The sequence below is a fragment of the Arcicella rosea genome, assembly GCF_014204325.1.
Taxonomy (GTDB): Bacteria; Bacteroidota; Bacteroidia; order Cytophagales; family Spirosomataceae; genus Arcicella; species Arcicella rosea_A.
This window is the reverse complement of record NZ_JACHKT010000014.1, coordinates 103797-125050: the sequence shown is the minus strand read 5'-3', so window position 1 is coordinate 125050 and position 21254 is coordinate 103797. Positions and strand designations below refer to the sequence as shown.

Annotated in this window: 16 protein-coding genes; 12 read left to right on the top strand and 4 right to left on the bottom strand. The window is 34.5% G+C overall.

Features of this window, described 5'->3' with window-relative positions:
- Positions 1-17: 17 nt before the first annotated feature.
- Positions 18-401, bottom strand: a complete 384-nt coding sequence (locus HNP25_RS11100; RefSeq protein WP_184134146.1) for a response regulator transcription factor — start codon at positions 399-401, stop codon at positions 18-20.
- A gap of 527 nt (positions 402-928) precedes the next feature.
- Here HNP25_RS11100 and HNP25_RS11095 point away from each other — a divergent pair.
- Positions 929-2347, top strand: a complete 1419-nt coding sequence (locus HNP25_RS11095) for an aldehyde dehydrogenase family protein (RefSeq protein ID WP_229202839.1) — start codon at positions 929-931, stop codon at positions 2345-2347.
- A gap of 42 nt (positions 2348-2389) precedes the next feature.
- On the opposite strand, the gene HNP25_RS11090 is transcribed toward HNP25_RS11095, so the two are convergent.
- Positions 2390-4663, bottom strand: a complete 2274-nt coding sequence (locus HNP25_RS11090) for a GH92 family glycosyl hydrolase (protein WP_184134144.1) — start codon at positions 4661-4663, stop codon at positions 2390-2392.
- Between the two features lie 251 nt (positions 4664-4914).
- On the opposite strand from HNP25_RS11090, the gene HNP25_RS11085 reads away from it, so the two are divergent.
- Complete coding sequence (locus tag HNP25_RS11085) at positions 4915-5985, top strand: alkaline phosphatase (protein ID WP_184134143.1); 1071 nt, start codon at positions 4915-4917, stop codon at positions 5983-5985.
- A gap of 49 nt (positions 5986-6034) precedes the next feature.
- Here HNP25_RS11085 and ppk1 read toward each other — a convergent pair whose 3' ends face one another.
- Together ppk1 and HNP25_RS11075 are read right to left on the bottom strand one after the other, a co-directional pair.
- On the bottom strand, positions 6035-8077 hold the full coding sequence (gene ppk1, locus HNP25_RS11080) for a polyphosphate kinase 1 (RefSeq protein WP_184134141.1): 2043 nt from the start codon (positions 8075-8077) through the stop codon (positions 6035-6037).
- 96 nt (positions 8078-8173) lie between these two features.
- Positions 8174-9127, bottom strand: coding sequence for a site-specific integrase (locus HNP25_RS11075; RefSeq protein ID WP_184134140.1), 954 nt, complete (start codon positions 9125-9127; stop codon positions 8174-8176).
- Positions 9128-9314: 187 nt separating this feature from the next.
- Here HNP25_RS11075 and HNP25_RS11070 point away from each other — a divergent pair, with 187 nt between their 5' ends.
- The 10 genes from HNP25_RS11070 to HNP25_RS11025 all read left to right on the top strand — a co-directional run bounded on the left by HNP25_RS11070 (position 9315) and on the right by HNP25_RS11025 (position 21194).
- Positions 9315-9620: a type II toxin-antitoxin system HigB family toxin gene (locus tag HNP25_RS11070; protein ID WP_184134138.1), complete on the top strand. Its 306-nt coding sequence runs from the start codon at positions 9315-9317 to the stop codon at positions 9618-9620.
- 2 nt (positions 9621-9622) lie between these two features.
- Complete coding sequence (locus HNP25_RS11065) at positions 9623-9982, top strand: helix-turn-helix domain-containing protein (protein ID WP_221432450.1); 360 nt, start codon at positions 9623-9625, stop codon at positions 9980-9982.
- A 154-nt stretch (positions 9983-10136) separates the two neighbouring features.
- A complete protein-coding gene (locus tag HNP25_RS11060) occupies positions 10137-11777 on the top strand; it encodes a carboxylesterase/lipase family protein (RefSeq protein WP_184134136.1) in 1641 nt (546 codons plus the stop codon).
- Between the two features lie 82 nt (positions 11778-11859).
- Complete coding sequence (locus tag HNP25_RS11055) at positions 11860-12933, top strand: glycoside hydrolase family 2 TIM barrel-domain containing protein (RefSeq protein ID WP_184134135.1); 1074 nt, start codon at positions 11860-11862, stop codon at positions 12931-12933.
- Between the two features lie 351 nt (positions 12934-13284).
- Positions 13285-13656 carry an Hpt domain-containing protein gene (locus HNP25_RS11050; protein WP_184134133.1) on the top strand — a complete coding sequence of 124 codons (372 nt, stop codon included), beginning with the start codon at positions 13285-13287 and terminating at the stop codon, positions 13654-13656.
- A 160-nt stretch (positions 13657-13816) separates the two neighbouring features.
- Positions 13817-14581, top strand: coding sequence for a TolC family protein (locus HNP25_RS11045; RefSeq protein ID WP_184134132.1), 765 nt, complete (start codon positions 13817-13819; stop codon positions 14579-14581).
- Positions 14582-14625: 44 nt separating this feature from the next.
- Positions 14626-17172 (top strand): SPOR domain-containing protein, encoded by a 2547-nt coding sequence (locus tag HNP25_RS11040; protein ID WP_184134130.1) that lies wholly within the window; start codon positions 14626-14628, stop codon positions 17170-17172.
- Positions 17162-18664 (top strand): O-antigen ligase family protein, encoded by a 1503-nt coding sequence (locus tag HNP25_RS11035; protein WP_221432449.1) that lies wholly within the window; start codon positions 17162-17164, stop codon positions 18662-18664. Before HNP25_RS11040 ends, HNP25_RS11035 begins: the two co-directional genes overlap by 11 nt.
- Positions 18665-18707: 43 nt before the next feature.
- Positions 18708-19883, top strand: coding sequence for a glycosyltransferase family 2 protein (locus HNP25_RS11030; protein WP_184134126.1), 1176 nt, complete (start codon positions 18708-18710; stop codon positions 19881-19883).
- A 99-nt stretch (positions 19884-19982) separates the two neighbouring features.
- The gene (locus HNP25_RS11025; RefSeq protein WP_184134125.1) at positions 19983-21194 is read left to right on the top strand and encodes a glycosyltransferase; all 1212 of its coding nucleotides are present in this window, start codon (positions 19983-19985) and stop codon (positions 21192-21194) included.
- Positions 21195-21254: the final 60 nt, after the last annotated feature.

Genomic DNA, 21254 nt, shown 5'->3' with positions numbered 1-21254 from the left:
ATGGTTAATGGCTTTACTTATTTTACTCGGCGTAAAATAGCTTTTACTTTGGCATGTACTTCCATCGGATTGAAGGGTTTTAACATAAAATCGTCAGCTCCAAGGTTTAAACACTCTATTCTTTCTTTACTTTCATCTGTTCCAGAAAGGATGATGATTGGTAAATTACTGAATAAATTACTTGCACGAACAACTTTTACAAATTCCTTCCCATCCAAATTGGGCATATTAAGGTCAGCAATAATAAAATCTGTATCGTTTCCAGCATCTAACCAGTTCATTCCTTCCATTCCATCATTTTTGACAGTTACATCAAATTCTTTGTTCAAGAAATGCTCTAATACTTTTCTAGTACTTGCTTCATCATCTACGATTAGCAGTTTCAATTTACTGTTGCTCATTATTCTTAGTGCTTGAGTTTTTAGCCTTACTGCGAAAATAAACGGGATTACAATTACTTAGGATTTCTTTTATCGTAAATCAACAAAAGGAAGTCATTTTTGTACTAGTTTATTTTATACAATAGTAATCAATTTGAAATCAATAGTTAAATAAATATCGTAAAAAAAAATCATTGAAACACATTAATATTAAAAATGTTATTATTTCAATATTCTCTCTTAAAGTTAACATCAATTACCTTGCCAAACAAATGTTTTTATGCTTTTAAACCCTCCAAATCAGATTCTGCAAAAGCTTGGAACATCAAAAATTTTGCACTTATATAAAGAATACTGCTATCCGCATTTATTTACTTTTCAAATATAAATATTATGATATAATATTGTTATATTCCAATTCAATTATTAAAAATATAATTTTTTGTACGAATAAGTGTTTGTCATCTGAGTATTGCTAAATATTTAGCTAAAGTTATTAAGGTTATGATTTAATATCACACAGTTTTCTGTTTGCTAATAATTTATTAATGATGATAAAAAAAGAATGGGAAGAAACGATTGAGATAATCTTTTCTGAACAATTGAAAAATCAATACAACATTGGGAATACAGATGTCTTTGAAAGAAAAATCAAATTGAAAAATTTACTCAATTTGGTACTTCAATATAGAAAAGATATTCAAAAAGCAATGTTTGATGATTTCAAAAAAGCACCAGCAGAAGTAGATTTAACAGAAATATATACCGTAACCAACGAAATCAATCATGCAATTAAACATTTACATACTTGGATGAAAGCCCAATATGTACCTAGTCCGATTACACTTTTGGGAACATCCTCCTACATTCATTATGAACCTAAAGGCGTAGTTTTGATTATTTCTCCTTGGAATTTTCCCTTTAATTTAACTTTTGGTCCATTAATTTCTGCCATTGCTGCGGGCAATTGTGTGATGATAAAACCATCAGAACATACGCCAAATTCTACCGCTTTAATGAAAAAAATGTTGGCAGAAATATTTCCAGAGAACGAAGTGGCAGTTTTTGAAGGAGATTCTGCTGTAGCAGCCTATATTACTCAATTACCTTTTAATCATATTTTCTTTACTGGAAGCCCGACTTTGGGTAAAAAAGTAATGAAAGCAGCTGCCGAAAACTTGTGTTCGGTTACTCTAGAATTGGGCGGAAAATCGCCTGTGATTGTGGATGAATCAGCCGATTTAAGTAAAGCAGCAAAAAGAATAGCATGGGCAAAATTCTTGAATAATGGACAAGTATGTATTGCTCCAGATTATGTATATGTTCATGAAAAGGTGAAAAATGAGTTTTTAACCTTGCTGAAAGCACAAATCGTTGGGCTTTATGGACAAGAAGCAGAGTTGTCTAAAGACTATAGTCGGATTGTAAATCAGGCACATTTCAATCGTCTGAAACAGTATTTACAAGATGCGATTTCGGAAGGTGCTGTGTTAGAAATAGGAGGAGAAATGAACGAAAAAGAGCGTTTTATTGCTCCAACAGTTTTATCGAATGTCAATCTAAAAAGTGCCATTATGCAAGATGAAATCTTTGGCCCGCTTTTACCTTTAATGGTTTATCAAGATTTAAATGAAGTAATCCTGCATATTCAACAGCATGAAAAACCGTTGGCTTTATATATTTTTAGTAAGCAAGATGAAGTAATTAACAAGGTAATTCGTGAAACAAGAGCTGGAGGAACAGTTGTCAATCATAACACTTTACATTTCTTTAATAACGAATTGCCCTTTGGTGGGTCAAACAATAGTGGCATAGGGAAAACCCATGGGAAATATGGTTTTGAAGCTTTTTCCAATGCCAGAGCTGTGATGAAACAGTGGTCGCCTTTTAGTGCTTTAGATTTATTAATGCCACCTTACAGCAATTTTAAGCAAAAAATTATTGATTTAACGATTCGATTTTTCTAAAAAAGCCCAAAACACGATTCGTGTTTTGGGCTTTTTTAGATTTTACTTAGAGTATGAAAAAGGGAAATCTACCGCATTTACACCTCTCTGCTTGTTTGGAGCAGGCGACATTTTAAAATCAATCGTTGCACCTTGTGTTAGTTTTTTATGACTCAACCAGTTTTTAGAATGGCTTGCACCATTGAATTTTACACTTTGGATGTACTTGTTTTGCTCGTTATTTTCTGGGGCATTTATCGTTATTTTCTTGCCATTTTCAAGCGATAAAGTTACTTTTTTAAACAACGGAGTACCTAAAACGTACTGGTCGGTAGCAGGAGTAACAGGATAAAAACCTAAAGCAGAAAATACATACCAAGCTGAAGTTTGCCCATTATCTTCGTCGCCACAGTAGCCGTCTGGTGTTGGTTGATACATTTTATTCATTACTTCTCTAATCCAATATTGGGTTTTCCAAGGTTCGCCAGCGTAGTTATACAAGTAAATCATGTGTTGGATTGGTTGGTTTCCGTGTGCGTAATTTCCCATGTTCATAATCTGCATTTCACGGATTTCGTGAATGACAAAACCATAATAGGAATCATCAAAAACAGGAGGAACTACAAAAACAGAATCCAACATTTTGCTAAAACCTTTGCTTCCGCCCATCAAATTAGAAAGACCGTTGATGTCATGAAAAACACTCCAAGTATAATGCCAGCTGTTGCCCTCTGTAAAAGCATCGCCCCATTTAAAAGGATTGAAAGGTGTTTGGAAAGTGCCATCTTGATTTTTTCCACGCATCAATTTCGTAATGGGGTCAAATAGATTTTTATAGTTTTGTGAACGTTTCGCAAAGCGGTCAATTTCTTCCTGTGGGCGTTTTAGGGCTTTTGCCAATTCAGAAATACAAAAATCATCATAAGCGTACTCTAACGTTCTGGCAGCATTCTCATTAATTTTTACATCGTAAGGAACATAACCTAATTGATTATAATACTTTACACCTAACCTTCCGACAGAACTTAAAGGCCCTTCGTTTTCACTGTTTTTTAATAAAGCTTGATACAATTTATTAATGTCAAAACCTTTACCTCCTTTCAAGTAAGCGTCGGCAATAATTGATGCTGAATTTGAACCCACCATACAATCACGATGGCCCGGACTTGCCCATTCGGGTAAGAAGCCACTTTCGTCATAAGTATTGGCTAAACCTTCCATAATTTGTGCGTTCAGCGAAGGGAACATTAAATTAAAGAATGGAAAAACGGCTCTGAAAGTATCCCAAAAACCATTGTCAGTAAACATATATCCCGACAATACTTTTCCATTATAAGGGCTATAATGTACTACTTTTCCTTGTTTGTCAAGTTCATAGAATTTTCTTGGAAACAACATTGTGCGGTATAAACAAGAGTAAAAAGTACGAGTTTGCTGGTCGCTGCCGCCTTCTACTTTCAAACGATTTAATGAAGTATTCCAGATTTTTTCAGCTTTTGCTTTTACTTGGTCGAAATTGTCTCTTCCAACTTCTTTCAGATTGGTTTCAGCTTGTTCAAAACTAATGAAAGAAGAAGCTACTTTTGCATTTACTTTTTCGCCTTTTTCGGTGGCAAAATCAATGACTGCTCCTGTATGATTATCTTTGATTTCCAGTACATTATCAACTAATTCTTTACCATTCCAAGTACTTGTATTGGCGAAAGCTTTATCGAATAGAATCACAAAATAATTCTTGAAATTATCAGGAACACCGCCAGAATTTTTGGTGGTATAACCAATGATTTTTCTTTCATTAGGAATAATTTTGATATATGAACCTTTGTCTAAAGCATCAATTACAATGTGAGCTTTATCGGTTTTTGGGAAAGTAAAACGCAAAACTGCGGCTCTTTCTGTGGGCGTAATTTCTGAGGTAACGTCGTGGTCGGCTAAGTAAACGCTATAATAATGCGGTTTGGCTACTTCGGCTTTGTGCGAAAACCAACTGGCACGGTCGTCTTCTTTGAAAACTTTTTTACCAGTAGTTGGCATAATGACGAACTGACCGTAATCATTAATCCACGGACTTGGTTGGTGAGTTTGTTTAAAACCTCTGATTTTGTCGGCATCATAAGTATATGCCCATCCGTCGCCCATTTTGCCAGTTTGTGGCATCCAGAAATTCATTCCCCAAGGCAAAGCAATGGCTGGATAAGTATTGCCTGCGGATAAGCTTGGTTTTGAGGCAGTTCCCATCAAAGTATTGACATAATCGACGGGATGTTCGTTGGATTGACCAAACGAAACTAGGTTGGTTGCTATGAAAAATAAGCAGAGATAAAATTGTTTAAGCATTTTTATAAATTTTTATGTTTGGATAATGTGCTAAAGTTAAGGCTTTGTTTTGTGTATTCTGTTGGTTTTTATGCGTGAAATTTATGTAATTGAATGCCATTTAAGCTTCCTTTATGTAAAAATAGTATTATGCTTTTATGATGTTTTGATATAATCTGTTTTTTGAAAGTAGAAATGTCTATTATAGCAGTTTTAAATAGTAATCGACACTGGTTTCTATTCGTAAAACACTACCATAATCCTTTTATTTCATGAGAAAATCTCTTTGTTTTTTATTATTGATGCTTTCTTTTTCGGGTTTTTCACAAAAGAAAGTTTCCTCAAAACATCCTAAAAATATTATTTTACTCATCGGCGATGGAATGGGTTCAGCCCAAGTTTATGCAGGAATTGTAGCCAACAAAGGGCATTTGAATATCGAAAGAAGTCAGTTTATTGGTTTTCATAAAAATCAGGCAACGGATGATTTTGTGACGGATTCGGGTGCAGGAGCAACGGCTTTGTCGATTGGACAAAAATCTTACAATGGTTCAATCGGAGTAGATAGTTTGAAAAAAGCACAACCAACGATTTTAGAAATTGCCGAAAAAAATGGTTTAGCAACGGGCTTATTGGCTACTTGTTCCATTACTCATGCTACGCCAGCTTCGTTTATTGCACATCAGCCATCACGAAGCATGGTTGAAGAAATTGCTAATGATTTTTTGAAAACAGATATTGATGTTTTTATTGGCGGTGGCAGAAAACACTTTGCTAAACGCAAAGATGGCAGAAATTTAATAGATAGTTTGAAGGCTAAAAATTACCAAATTGCCAATACAATTGAAGAAGTAGAAAACGTAAAATCAGGAAAATTAGCGGGCTTTTTGGCGGATGAAGAACAAGTGAAAATTTCTGAAGGACGTGGAGAACAATTGTTAAAATCTACTAAAACAGCACTCAATATTTTAAAGCAAAACAAAAAAGGCTTCTTTGTGATGATTGAAGGTTCGCAAATAGATTGGGGTGGACATGCTAATGATACTCAGTACATTATCAATGAAATGATTGATTTTGACAAAGCTATCGGAGAAGCTTTTGATTTTGCCGATAAAGATGGAAATACGTTGGTTATCATTACTGCTGACCACGAAACTGGCGGTTTTTCATTGATTGATGCAGATAAAGAAGGACATGTTGAAGGAAAATTCACTACAAAAAGTCATACTGGAGTAATGATTCCAGTGTATGCTTATGGCGTTGGTGCTGAAGCATTTTCGGGCATTTACTTCAACAATCAGATTTTTGATAAAATGTTGAAGGCTTTCAATTTTAAGAAGTAATATTTTAAGAGTAGCTTCTAGTTTTACAAGAAGAAGCTACTCTTAAAAACTATTGATTCAATAAATGATAAATTGCTGCTTGTGAACGTAAAGTATTTTCATCTTTTGGAAAGAAAATATTACTGGATTCACCATTGATTGAAACTGCTTGAGTTGTATCATGAAGCTGTAAATCAATGATTTGCAGTATTTCTTGTTTGATTTTTTCATCATAAACAGGAAAGCATACTTCAATTCTACGATAAATATTTCTGTTCATCCAATCTGACGAACCCATGAAAATTTCCTGATTTCCTTGGTTATGAAAAATGAAAATTCTGCCATGTTCCAAGTATTTATCAATGATTCTTCGCACGCTAATATTTTCACTCATGCCTTTTACTCCTGGCATCAAACAGCAAATTCCTCTGATAATTAGCTCAATTTTTACGCCAGCATTTGAAGCTTCATAAAGCTTACTAATCAGTACTTTTTCTTCAAGATTATTCATCTTGAGGGTGATTTTGGCAGGTAAACCTTTTTGTGCATGAGCGATTTCTCGGTCAATCAAAGCAATAAATTGATGTTGTAAATTGAACTGAGCAACCAATAAATGTTTGAAATTACTAATGTCTGAAATATTTGGTTTACGTTTCTTTTTACTTAAAAACCTGAAAATCAACTCCATTTCAGCCAACATTTCTTGGTGAGCCGTCAATAAAATATGGTCTGTGTAAAACCTTGCGGTACTTTCGTTCAGGTTTCCAGTAGCGAGTAAACCAAAGTAAGAAATTTTCTTCCCGACTTTCTTTTTCACCAAAGCAATTTTAGCATGAACTTTCAGCGAAGGCACGCTGTAAATAATTTTTACACCTTCTGCTTTCATTTTTTTCGCCCATTTAATGTTGTTTTCTTCATCAAAACGAGCTTTTAATTCTACTAAAACGGATACTTTTTTGCCATTTTTGGCGGCACTGATCAAAGCATTTACAATCCTTGAATCGCTGGCTACTCGATAAAGTGTTACGTAAATTTCTTCTACATTTTGGTCGATAGCGGCTTCATTAAAAAAGCGAAGTACGGTATCATAAGACTGATATGGCGGATGAAAAATCATGTCCCGCTGTTTTATTTCACCAAAAAGTGTCTGATTTTTAGCAATTTCATGAGAAATCGTTTGCCAATTGTCGTACTTTAACGCTGGATCATTGATTGGAAGACCGAAGAAATCTTTCAAATTGTGATAGCTTCCGCCTTCAATAATACTTTGCTTTTTTAGATTGAGATACGTCGCTAATATTTCTAAATAATTTTTAGGCATTTTGGCATCAAACAAGAATCTTGTAGCAAAACCGAAATCTCTTTTGGCAATTTGCTTTTCGAGTTTTTCTACTAAATCTCCTTTATACTCATCTTCTAAAGACAAATCGGCATCACGAGTGATTTTAAAGGTATAGAATCCTTTGATACTTGTTTTTTTATAAACTAAGTGAAGATGTTCTTTGATAATATCTTCTAAAAATACAATATATTGTTTGCCGTTTTTGGAAATAGTATAAAATCTTGGTAAATCGTTTGAAGGAATATTGACAATTTGAAGCTGTTCATCTTCTTGATTTCCAGATGATAATACTACTAAGGCGTAGAGTTTGTTATTTTCTGGGAAACAGACTTTATCACTTTTTAAAAATGAGATAGGTTGTAAAAATGCAAGAACTTGCGTGAAAAAATACGCTCTTGTCGAAGCTAAAATATCCGCTGGAATTGCCTCATTATAAACAAGATGGATGTTGTTTTCTTGGAGTGCAGGAAGAATTTGTTCGGTAAGTGTTTTGCCAAAACTTTGTAGCTGACTACTTACAATTTCCCTAATCTGTTTTAAAACTTCCTTGTTTTTGTCAGCATCATCCATTTCTTCTTTTTCTGAAAGTTTTTTCAGTGCCATCAAAGCAGGAACTCTTACTCTGTAAAATTCATCCAAATTGGATGAATAGATAGATAGAAATTTTATTCTTTCTAATAATGGTACTTCATTTCGTTGTGCTTCAATTAATACTCGTTCGTTGAAGGATAACCAACTAATGTCTCTGTCGAAAAATGTAAAAGCTTGCATGAATAATGATGAGGAAAATGGAAGTTTAAAGCTAACAGAAATCAGATGAGTTTGAGCATGATTTCGATTTTTTAATAAGATGTTAAAATAAAATCTTTATAAACCTAGTTTCATGGCGGCATTATGTTGCTTGATATTTTCTAAACGAGTGTAGCGGATAATCATGGCGGAAGTTTTGTGTTTGGTTTGTCGCATTACTTCACTATCATCGGCTCCGTTTAGTTTGGCAATGGTAATAAAAGATGCTCTGAGCGAATGGGCAGAATATTTTTTGCCCAAATAGCTTTTGACTAAATCGTTTACGGTTTTATCGTTCAGCCTTTCTTCGGTTAATAAATCTCCTTTTCTGATTCTGACAAATAATGACCCAGTATTTCTTCCTAAAGTAGTAATCCAATTTTGTAAAGTTCGTACGGGACAAAGTACAGTTTCTGGACTATAAAAAATGGCTTTTTCCTCATAATCTCCATATTGGTTGGTTTTGCTATTTCCCATCGAAACGATGAGTCCGTCTTCTGAAAAAGTTAAATCTTCCAAATTCAAAGCGACCAATTCCGAACGCCTGAAAGCTCCAGTAAAACCCAACAATAAAATCGCTTTATTTCTCAATAAAGTATTGGTGTCAGTTTCAATGCTACGCAAAACATTTTTAATTTCTTTAATATTAAAAGCAGACGCCTGTTTTTGTCGAATACCTTTTATTCTTTTGATTCCTTCCATAACGGCTCTGAACTGTCGGTCTTGGGTCGGTGTATCCAAATTGTTCAGATGATGAAGTTTGCTGATGGCGGCAAATCGCCGATTGATACTTGACCATTTGTGTGTATCCGCCAAATGTGCAGCATAGCCTGAAAGCGTAGAAGCCGAAACTGGCATCATCGTGAAATTATTTTTTTCGCACCAATTTTGAAAATGTTTTAAATCTGCTCGATACGCTCTTTGTGTATTGGCAGCACCTTCCAAACCTTTGCGACCATAAGTATCAACTTTTTCGGCAAGTGTTTGAACATTTACTAAAGCATTTTGCACAATGGGCGAAATTTCCTGCATGATCTGGCTTTTGTTTTTAATCGCTACAAATATAGTTTTAGTTTTGATAATGTTTAATTATCGGAAGTAAAAATAAATTCAAAAACTTCCGTGAAATAATAAACCAGTAATGTATAATTTTTTACTAAATCATATAACTTTGTCTAAAGTTCTCGATTAGCGAACATTCTTTGTCATCCTATATTTTATGAGAATAATAGCTTTAAAAACACTGAAAACATTTTGGGAAAAATTTCCTGAAGCAGAAATTGGTTTGAGATACTGGTATGGCAAAATCGAAGTAAAAAATTATTCAAACCCACAAGCAGTAATTACAGATTTCAAAGGAGCCGATTATGTAGGAAACGAGAGAATCGTTTTCAATATCGCCAAAAATAAGTTTAGGCTAATCGCTTCCTTCAATTATGATTACCAATTATGTTTTGTCAAGTTTGTAGGCACACATAAAGAGTACGATAAAATAGATGCAAGAACAATTGATTTTAATTCATAATCATGATGGAAATAATTAAGCCAATCAAAAATGAGCAAGACTATGAACTTGCTTTGAAAATATTAGCAAGCATTTTTCATGCAAAACCAAATACTCCTGAAGGTGATGCTTTAGAAGTATGGTCTTTACTGGTGCATGAATATGAACAAAAGCATTATAAAATCCAGCCACTTACTGCGATTGAAGCATTGAAATACGAAATGGAAGAACAAGGACTTACCCAGACTGCATTAGCACAGCGATTTGGCATCAGTAAAAGTACTATTTCTGAAATGTTATCTGGCAAAAAACAAATGAGTGTTAACTTTTTGAAATTTCTCCACAAAGATTTGGGCATACCTGCAAGTACTTTATTGGGTTAATTAATTTAAAATCTTCTCTTTTTAACATTAAGTCTGAAATAATATTGAATAATTCCAATATTATTTCAGACTTTTACTTTTTAAAGTCTCACAATGAGACAATAGAAACTTTTTACCTTTCAAAACTCAATTTTATATCAATCGTCTATTTATCATGAAAAAGAAAACTTTATCACTCTTGTTATTGTCTGTTATCGGTTTGTTGCCCATGACGAGTTTTAGTCAGAAAAGTACTGCTCCAGCCGATGCCATAATTGCTAATGCTTCTACGGCAGTTGTGCAAACGGGTTCTGGAAAAGTAAGAGGCTATATTCATAAAGGTACTTATACCTATAAAGGTATTCCTTATGCAGAATCTGAGCGTTTTATGCCTCCAAGTAAACCAAAGCCTTGGTCGGATGTAAGAAGTTCGATGACTTACGGCCCGGTTTGTCCGATGGACGCTACTACTTCCGTGAATGATGTACTAGAATTTGCCTTCAATCATAACTGGGGTTATACCAACGAAAATTGCCAAAGCTTAAATGTTTGGACTTCAGGCATTAATGATAATAAGAAACGACCAGTAATGGTTTGGTTGCATGGTGGTGGTTTTACAGCTGGTTCTTCGATTGAATTGCCGTCTTATGATGGAGAAAACCTGAGTAAAAAAGGCGATGTTGTCGTGGTTTCATTGAATCATCGTTTGAATATTTTGGGCTTTTGCGATTTATCAGCTTATGGCGAAAAATATAAATCTTCTGCCAATGTTGGCGTTATGGATTTAGAAGCGGCTTTGCATTGGGTGAGAGACAACATTGCAAATTTCGGTGGCGACCCAAATAATGTAACCATTTTCGGACAGTCGGGAGGTGGAGCGAAAGTAACTACTTTAATGTATGCACCTTCGGCGAAAGGACTTTTTCATAAAGCTATTGTACAGAGTGGAAGTTACAGAACTAGCTTTTTAGAAAAAGAAAACGCTCAGAAAGTAAGTGCCGCTTTACTTGAGGAATTGGGTTTAAAACCAAATCAAGTAGATTCTTTACAAAAAATATCATACGAAAAATTGAATGCTGCTGGCAAAATAGCTCAACAAAAAGTACAAGCTCAAATGAAAGCAGAAGGAAAAGCATTCGTAGGTGGCGGATTAGGCTGGGGACCAAGTCAGGATGGAAATTACTTGCCTTACCAACAAGTTGACCCAGCAGGTTTAGCCATTTCTAAAGATGTTCCTATGTTGATTGGGTCAACAAAAAATGAGTTCATGGCTTCGTTGATTAACCCTGCCATTAGAAGTTTTTCTACCGAAGAAGCCAAGGCATTTTTACAGAAAAAGTATGGAGATAAAACCGAAGCTTATTTAAAAGCAGTGGAAAAAGCTTATCCAAATACAACGAAACCATCAGATTTGATAGATATTGACTTAACAATGTTCCGCCCAGGAGCTGTAAAACAAGCTAATATGAAAGCAACAGCCGATGCTGCTCCAGTTTATATGTATATGTTTAATTGGCAGTCGCCCGTAATGGATGGAATGTACAAGGCGATTCACTGTATCGAAATACCGTTCATTTTTAATAACATCGCTCGTTGCGAAGAAATGACTGGCGGTGGTGCTTCGGCTTATGTGCTTTCAAATAAAATGAGTCAGGCTTGGATAAATTTTGCAAAATCTGGAAATCCTAATCATAAAGGTTTACCAACTTGGCAAAAATACTCTGCTGAAAATGGTGCGACGATGATTTTTGATAATCAATGCGTTCAAAAGTTTCATCATGATAAAGATTTATTGGAAATAACATCAGCGAAGTAATATTGATAGTAAGCAAGATAAATCAGGCTACTACAGTAGTAGTTTTGATTTATTTTGTTGACAAAATAAACTATTTAACTGTATGAGGATTTTCAAAACATTACTTAGCCTATTGGCTTTCAGTTTATTAGCTCAGAGCATCGTCGCTCAGACGAAAGCGAGAGAAATTTGGTCAGTCGAAAAAGCCAATGCTTGGTACAAAACCAAAGGTTGGCTACGAGGCAGCGATTTTATCCCAAGTACTGCCATCAACCAATTAGAAATGTGGCAAGCCGAAAGTTTTGATCCTGTAACTATCGACCGAGAATTGGGTTATGCCGAAAGTATCGGAATGAACTCAATGCGAGTATATTTACATCATTTAGCGTGGGAAGTAGATCCAAAAGGCTTTAAAAATCGTGTCAATCAGTATTTGAAAATTGCCGATAAACATCATATTTCTACACTTTTTGTATTGTTTGATGATTGCTGGAATCCAACTTATAGCGTTGGAAAACAGCCAGATCCTAAACCGGGCGTTCATAATTCTGGATGGGTTCGTGACCCAGGTGAATTGATTTTTACAGAACCACAAGTAATTGAAAAATTAGAAGCTTATGTAAAAGATATTTTAGCAAGCTTTAAAAACGATAAGCGAATCGTATTGTGGGATTTGTATAACGAACCGGGCAATTCTGGTTATGGCAATCGTAGTATGCCATTAGTAGAAAAAGTATTCGTTTGGGGAAGAGAAGCAAATCCAAGCCAGCCACTTTCAGCGGGTGTTTGGGATTGGAAATTGAAAGAATTATCTGACTTCCAAATCAAAAATTCAGACGTAACTACTTACCATAATTATGGCGATACCGAAAACCATACCAAGGATATTGAAAAGCTAAAATCACTTTCTCAGCGTCCATTACTTTGTACAGAATACATGGCAAGAAGCAGAAATAGTTTGTTCAGCAATATCATGCCTATTTTGAAAAAAGAAAATATCGCAGCTTATAATTGGGGCTTAGTAGCTGGGAAAACCAATACCATTTATGCTTGGGATAAGCCAATGCCAAATGGCAATGAACCAGAATTATGGTTTCATGATATTTTCAGACCCGACGGAACGCCTTATAAACAAGATGAAGTACAGGTAATTAAAGACCTGACAGGCAAGAAGTAAACATTTTTCATGATTTTAAAATAGGCTGATGATATTGGAAAACATTCCGATAATCATCAGTCTATTTTTTTATAAATATCTGACTATTAGTGTGTTTCGATGAAGTGTCTCAATAAATTATTTCAGAAGAATGTTTTTATGGCATGGCGTTCAAATAAATCTTCAAAATACTTAGGGATAAATTTTAATTTTGTGGGCTTTTCTGTACTTTTAAAAGTTATAAAATGACCGTTGGATGAAATATTGTTTTTGATGATTCTAAAGTAATTCTTCAAACATCACGTTTTTTTTAATTCAGTCATTTTTGTGGTATAGTTTTTGTCAACTAATTATTAGAAACAATCTAAAGATATGTTCAGCTTTAATGCTCAAATTAACGTTAGTCATTTAAACAATATTTACGGAGATGATATAACGATTGTAAAAATAATGTTTGAGTCTTTTTTAGAAGACAGCTTACCTATTTGGGAAGATATTCAAGCTAAATTACAACAAAATAACTTTGCTGTAGTGGGCGGATTGGCACATCAATTTAAGCCTTGTTTTTCGATGATTGGTTTCCCTGACATCAGCCCTAAGATTCATGAATATGAACTTTATGCAAAAGGTAACCCAACAGGCGAAGAATTGATAAGACGTTACAACGAACTTTTGCCAGAAGTGGCCAAGGTGAAACAGATTGTGATTGAAGATTTGAAACGAATGGACGAAGAGGGAATCTAGTCTTTTAGCAATAGAAATCCTTTATAGGATTAACATACGGATTTAATATACTTGTTTAAATCAGTGTATATTTGCTATATTGTAATACATAACAATTTGATTCGCTTTGGCTTGTGTACAAGAAATTGTTATATTTTTGAAGTTTTTAAAATGTTTTTTTATGGTTTGGCTAAAAAAAAATATGTTCAGGATTGTCTTGTTCTTTATTATTGGAATGAATACCCTTGAAGTAAATGCACAAACAGTTTCAACAGATATATTAATGGCAAAAGCGTTAGAATCAGAAGACTTTCTGGTTTTATTGATAGAATCTGCTATTCAATTTTCCCCTCAGACAAAAAAAGGTTTAGCCGCAGTAGAAGTGGCAAATGCGAACTTGAAAGTCAGCAAAAATGCGTTATACAGCGGTATTGCAGCATCATCTTCATATAACTACGGAACAAATTATTCTGCTGTTAATAATCCAACAGGTGTGATTCCGGGGGCTAATAGTTTTACGACATCCCAAACAGGATTTTATAATGTAGGAATTGGCGTTCAACTTCCATTGATTAGTGTACTCAATAGAAAACACATCATCAAGGCTGGTCAAGCACAGATTAATAGTGCATTGGCAGAACAAGAAAACGTTAATTTAACGATAAAACAAGAAGTAATTGGCCGATTTCAAGCACTTAAATTAGCTAAGAAAATATTAGCATTAAGTACTAGTAATTTACAATCTGTTGAATCTAGTTTTATAATTGCTGAAAAACAGTTTGCCCAAAATCAAATTGGAGTAGATGAACAAGCTAAAGTGCTTGAATCATACAACAAAGCAAAAATAGAATACGAAACATCATTGAATACTTTTCAGACTGTTTTTATGCAGTTAGAAGCTTTTGTGGGGGTGAACTTATCAACATTATTACAGCAGATTAAATGAGCTTTTTACATTTTATAAGGTTAATTGTAAAAAATATTAAGTGGTTGATTCTAATCCCTTCGGCTTTAGCATTTACTATTTTCTATTTTACTCGTAAAGAAAAGAAAGTTTATTCTTCAGAATCAAATATTTATACTGGAATAGCCTCTGGATACAGTTTGAGTGGAAGTAACAAAACCGATTTTTTTGCAACAAGTAATGCTTTTGATAACCTTTTGTCGGTAATTGATTCAAGAGACACCAAAATGGATGTTGCTATAGCTTTATTATCCGAACACCTCCTTCTTAAAAAACATATCCCAGAAACACTTACTTGGGGTTCTTATGACGAACTTCAAAAATTAATACCAGAAGCTCTTAAAAAAGAGCTAGTTAAACCTACTCTGGAAGAAACCAAGAAGGCTGTCAAAGCTTATATGGCGAAAGATAAAGAGAATGCTATCTATAAGCTTATCAATTCAGATAATGGATATTATTCTATCAACGCTCTTAATAAAATAAAATCATCCAGAATTAGTAGTAGTGATTTAATTAAGATTTCTTATGAAGCCAACGATCCTTATATCTGTAAACGAACGATAGAATTGTTGGAAGAGATTTTCATGCTCAAAAACAGAGAAATCAAGGAAGGACAAACAGTAAGTGCTTTAGGTTATTTTGAAACAGAAACCAAAAAAGCTTTTGCCAAATTAGATTCGGCTGAAAGGCTATTTATGGAATTTAATAAAAGTAATGACATCATCAACTACTATGAACAAACTAAAGCGGTAGCAGGTGAAAGAGAAGGCTTATATGCGATGAACCATAACCTAGAAATGGAAAGAATGGCATTAAGTTCATCTTTGTCAAAAGTGAATGAAAGTATCAAAGGAAAAACTTATCAAACCTTATATGGTAGCGATGTAATCAAGGAAAGAGGAAAACTATCTGACGTTTATAATAAAATTGCACTTAGTGAAGTACTTGATAAAAAAGGTGAGAAGAAAGATCAAATAGATAGCTTGAGGAAGACAGCAAGCCAACTTGAAAGGAAGCTCAAAGTTTCTTTGGATAATCTTTATACAGATTCAAACACCCCTAATGGCATTCCTACTAAAACAGTATTAGATGAATGGTTTAGGAACACTATTGCTTTTGAACAAAGTAAAGCACGTTTAACTGTAATGGATAAACGTAAAGCAGAATTCGAAGCAGAGTACAGAAAATTTGCCCCTTTAGGTGCAATGCTCAAAAAAATAGAACGCTTAATTTCTGTTTCAGAACAAGAATATTTGGATTTACTTCGTAGTTTAAATGATGCTAAACTTAATCAACAAAATACAGAAATTACAGCCAAACTGAATGTTGTAGATCCACCATATTTGCCTTTAAGACCCAATGCATCTAAAAGGTTGGTTTTGGTAATTGTAGGATTTATGGTTGGTTTTGTGTTAGTATTAGCCTTAATTATTACTCAGGCTTTAATCAATAAAACATTGATGGAACCACAAAGAGCTAAAAGTATTGTGGGTTTACCATTATTGGGGGTGTATCCTTTATTGAACGAAAACCCTTATTTTTTACTAAAGTCAAATATTAGGTTAATGCAACAATTGCTTGCAACAATTGACCTTTCCGTTAAACCGATTACTATCGGTTTAATCAGTACGCAAAAAAGCGAAGGGAAATCTACTTTAGCTTATTTGTTAGCCAAAGAATTGACGGCTCTTGATTATACAGTAGAAACACATACTTGGAATAATGATTATGATTTTAATGGTAGCCTCAATGCAGATTTTTCATTGATAGAATTCCCGCCGTTAGATAACATGATTATCAAACCAGAATCATTCCCACGTTTGAATTGTACTATTATGCTTTGTCGTGCTAATAGAATTTGGACAAAGATAGACAAAGAGATGGTGAATGTTTTCACCAAAACAACAGGGAATAAGCCGTTGTTTTTACTCAATGGTGTAGATATAAGTTTTGCAGAAGAATACATCGGTGAAGTTCCTAAAAAACGAAATCTTATCAGATCCTTCATTAAACGTGTGGCTAAATTTGAATTTGGAAATAGAAATTCCATCAATAGAAACGCAAAGAATAAAAATCTTATTGAGGAAGATAATCTAATCAACCCAGTTAAAAAAAATAAAGTCAGTGGAGTCATTTTATTTGGTATCCTAGCAGGATTGATTCTGTCCACAGTAGCCATTTATTTGTATAAAAATCAGCGAAAAGAAATTCCTGTAAAAGATAAAGTGGTGCAACAAACGATAGATTCGTCTTCGATAGGAACATCAGGTTTTGATAATAGTTTACCTGTAGTAGATAGTGCTTTTGTGAAAGAAAGTAACAAAGAACTACAATCATCAAAGCAATTTTTTGTAATAGCAGGAGTATTTAGCTCAGAAGCCAATGCCAGAACGTACATGGACGAGCTGAAAAAAAGTGGTTTTGCGAATGCACAGGTAATCAGTCCAACACAAAAAAATGCTACTGTAAGAGTAGCTTACGATGCGTTTGGAACAGAAAGCGAAGCAAAGGATAAATCCAATCAAATCAATAGAAAATACGGTAAAAATACTTGGGTGTATTTTGAGCAGTAATGCTAAAATTATCGAAATGGGAGGAGATTTATTTTATAATTCTAGAAACAAACTGGGAAATGGCTGGCTTTTAGTTGCAATTGCAATGGCTGTTTTCATGGGGATGTCCATCGCTAAAAATGGAGTAGCCACTGGAATTCTCTTTTTGGTTTTCCCTTTCGCAATAGGTTTTGTCACATGGATTTTTTACCAGCCAAGAGTTGGTATTCTTAGTTTCTTGGTTTACTGTTTCATTATGCCCTATCTCGGTAAGCATATCTCTGGTTTACAAGTGGGTATGGGTATTGAGGCAATCCTTTTTAGTACTTTATTTGCTGTAATATTTTATCAGAGAAATCGATTTAGGAAAAGACACTTAAATAATGACTTAGTTTGGCTTACAATCTCTTGGATGGTTCTCACATTTATACAGATAGGTAATCCTGAAAGACCGAGTATTCTAGGATGGGTTTATGAAATGAGGTCAGCTACGCTTTACTGGGTATTAACGGTAGTACTGACATTTTTAATACTCAATAAAAGAACTGATATTGATTTGTTTCTGAATATTATCATCATCATGTCTGTTATTGGAGCGCTTTATGGAATGAAACAACTTTACTTGGGGGTTGATGAAGCAGAACATAAATGGCTAGAAGAAGGAGGGAAAAAAACCCATATTCTTTTCGGTAAGTTAAGAATATTCTCATATTATTTTGATGCTGCGCAATTTGGTGCATCGCAAGGACATTTGGCAATTGTATGTATCATTTTAGCAACAGGGCCCCACAAACTACTAAAAAAAGCGTGGTTTGCCATTGCAGGTTTACTGTTATTCTATGGAATGTTAATCTCAGGAACAAGGGGGGCACTTTTCGCAATTGTGGGTGGTGGGCTAATGTTTTTGATATTAATCAAACAGACAAAGATTCTACTGCTTGGTGCAATCGTTGGGGGAGGATTTATAGGAATGTTAAAGTACACGAATATCGGAAGTGGTAATGCCGAGATTGTTCGCCTTAGGAGTTCCTTAGACCCCAAAGATGCGTCTTTACAAGTAAGGTTAATGAATCAAGCTATCCTACGAGATTACCTAGGTAGTAAACCATTCGGAACAGGAGTAGGTACTATGGGGCAATGGGGAGAAAAATTTAATGCTGATAAATATATTTCACATATTCCACCTGATAGCCTTTATGTAAAAATATGGGGAATGTATGGTATCGTTGGTTTTATTATGTGGTTCGGTATCATGCTTTATATTCTGGGGAAATCATCAGGAATTATTTGGAGAACCCGAGACCCCGTACTGAAAAACCAATTAATCGCTTTGTGTGGGGGAACAGCAGGGATTTTGCTATGTAGTTATGGAAATGAAGTATTGAATACCATGCCTACTTCTGCAATTGTTTATATCAGTTGGGTTTTAATTTGGCTGAGTCCTCGTTGGGATATTCCAGAGGTTAAAACCGAATCAATTGCTGTGAATAGTGAGGAACAGCAACTTCTATAAATTTAAAAAAGAAAAATGTAGCTTTCGATATAACCATTCCGCTATGATTAATCAAATAATTACCATTTTAGAAACAATAATACTCGCTTACCTTTCTGTTCAGGTATTCTACTTGCTTTTTTTTGCCCTAGCAGGAAAGTTTTCTATAAAAAAACATTTTCCAAAAGCTCAGAAGCTTAGAAAAATCCGCATTTTCATTCCCGGTTATAAAGAAGACGCTGTGATTATCGCAACAGCCAGAGATGCAATCAAACAAGATTATCCTCAGGATTTGTTTGAAGTGGTCATCATTGCAGATTCATTTAGCGAAACTACTTTAAATACATTAAAATCACTTCCAATAAAGGTTGTAGAAGTAAGCTTTGAAAAAAGTACGAAAGGGAAAGCCTTACAAAAGGCAATTGAAGCTACAGCCGCAGTGCCAGTAGATATTGTGGTAATTTTGGATGCCGATAACCACATGTCACAAGGATTTTTACATGCTGTAAACGATGCTTATGAACAAGGTTATCAAGTAATTCAAGGACATAGAACTGCCAAAGATTTTAAAACTCCTTTTGCTTTGTTGGATGCTTGTACTGAAGAAATTAATAATAATATTTTCCGTCGTGGGCATGTAGCAGTTGGTTTACCTTCGGCATTAATTGGTAGTGGTATGGCGTTCGACTGGAACCTATTTGTGAGTTATTTAAAAGATATTGGCGACACATCTGGCGAAGATAAAGAATTAGAATTCAGAATTGTAAGAGATAAAAAAGACGTAGCATTTCTTGATGGGAAATACGTTTTAGATGAAAAAGTGGCTAAAACAGATGTATTTAGCCAGCAAAGAAGTAGATGGTTAGCAATGCAAGTAGAATTTCTTGAAAAGTACTTTATCGAAGGTTGGGTTCAGTTGTTCAAGGGAAACATTGCTTTTTTTAATAAAGTGTTCCAAACCTATTTATTTCCAAGAGTAATGTTGGTTGCGGTAATGGTGCTATGGTTGATATTTACCTTCATTTTTGCAAGCGAACATTTCAATTACAGTATTGGTTTATTTTTGGCTTTAGCATTTTCGTTGTTATTGAGCATTCCTTCAAAATGGTATAACAAACAACTATTAATGGCTTTTTTACAAATTCCAGGGGCAATAATTTCGATGTTGAAAGCGATGCTCAAAATAGGAAAAGCAAGAAAACAGTTTATTCATACTCCTCATGGAGATAGCGAACATTAAACGTAATAAAAATTATGCCTTGGGACATTATATCGATTCCAGTCATTATTTGCCTTATTTTGGGTTTTAGACAAGGATTGAAAGTTAAAAATAGAAAATATGTCAGAAAACGTTGACGCATACATCGTCATTGCCCAACAAGAATGGGCATTGAATTTGGGAAGTAATGCCCGAAACTTGGCGGTAGAGTTTAGTAAATCTAAACCTGTACTGTATGTTAATCCTGCTATTGACATCAACTCTATCTTGAAGCAAATCAATACTGCTCATGGAAAGCAGAGAGTAAAACTTGCCCTAGGAATTGGAGAAAACACTATCAAAGCAGGGGAGAATTTATGGGTTCATACGCCAGCTACAATTGGTTATTCTATTAACTGGTTGAAAAATTTAAGCTTGTATGATACTTTAAATGAACGCAATGGGAAAGATTTTTTTGCAAGCCTCAAGAAAGCAATAAAGGGTTTAGGTTGGAATCCACAGAAGGTTGTTGTACTGAATGATAGTCAAATGTTTACGGCATTGTTTACCAAAAAATACCTTCAACCTTTATTGAGTTTTTATTATATCAGAGATAACCTGATAGAACATCCATATTTTAAATTTCATGGAAGTAGAGTAGAACCCAAAGCCATTGAAATGGCTGATGCTGTTTTTGCTAATTCTGCTTATTTAGCAGATTATGCCCGAAATCATAACGGCATTAGCTTAGACATTGGTCAAGGTTGTGAAACAGATATTTATCAAGCCGATTTTACTTATACCGAACCCGAAGATTTGGCAAAAATACCACATCCACGGATTGGATACGCAGGCTTACTTACTTCTGAAAGATTGGATATACAATTACTCATAGAAATTGCCGAGACAAATCCCGATTGGCAAATCGTATTAATTGGCCCAGAAGAAACAGTTTTTGAACACAGTCGTTTACATCATATCAGCAATGTTCATTTTTTGGGGGCTAAAAAACCCAATCAATTACCAGCTTACATGCAGTATTTAGACGTATGTATGAATCCACAATTGGTAAATGCTTTAACAGTGGGTAATTATCCTAGAAAAATAGATGAATATTTGGCAATGGGTAAGCCAACAGTGGCAACAGATACACCAGCCATGAAGATGTTTTTGCCACATGTAGAATTAGCAATTGGTAAAGACGGTTACAAACTTGCCATTGAAAAAGCCTTGTTGCCACAAAATACATCAACAAGAAACGCAGCGATAGAATGTGCCAAAGGGCATACTTGGGAAGCTTGTGTAAAACAAATTTATACTGTTCAGCATCAGTTATTGAATGGTAATAATTAATTGAATATAGGAATCACTTTTGAAAAGGCTAAAGCAGGAGTATTTTCAAAATATATAAAT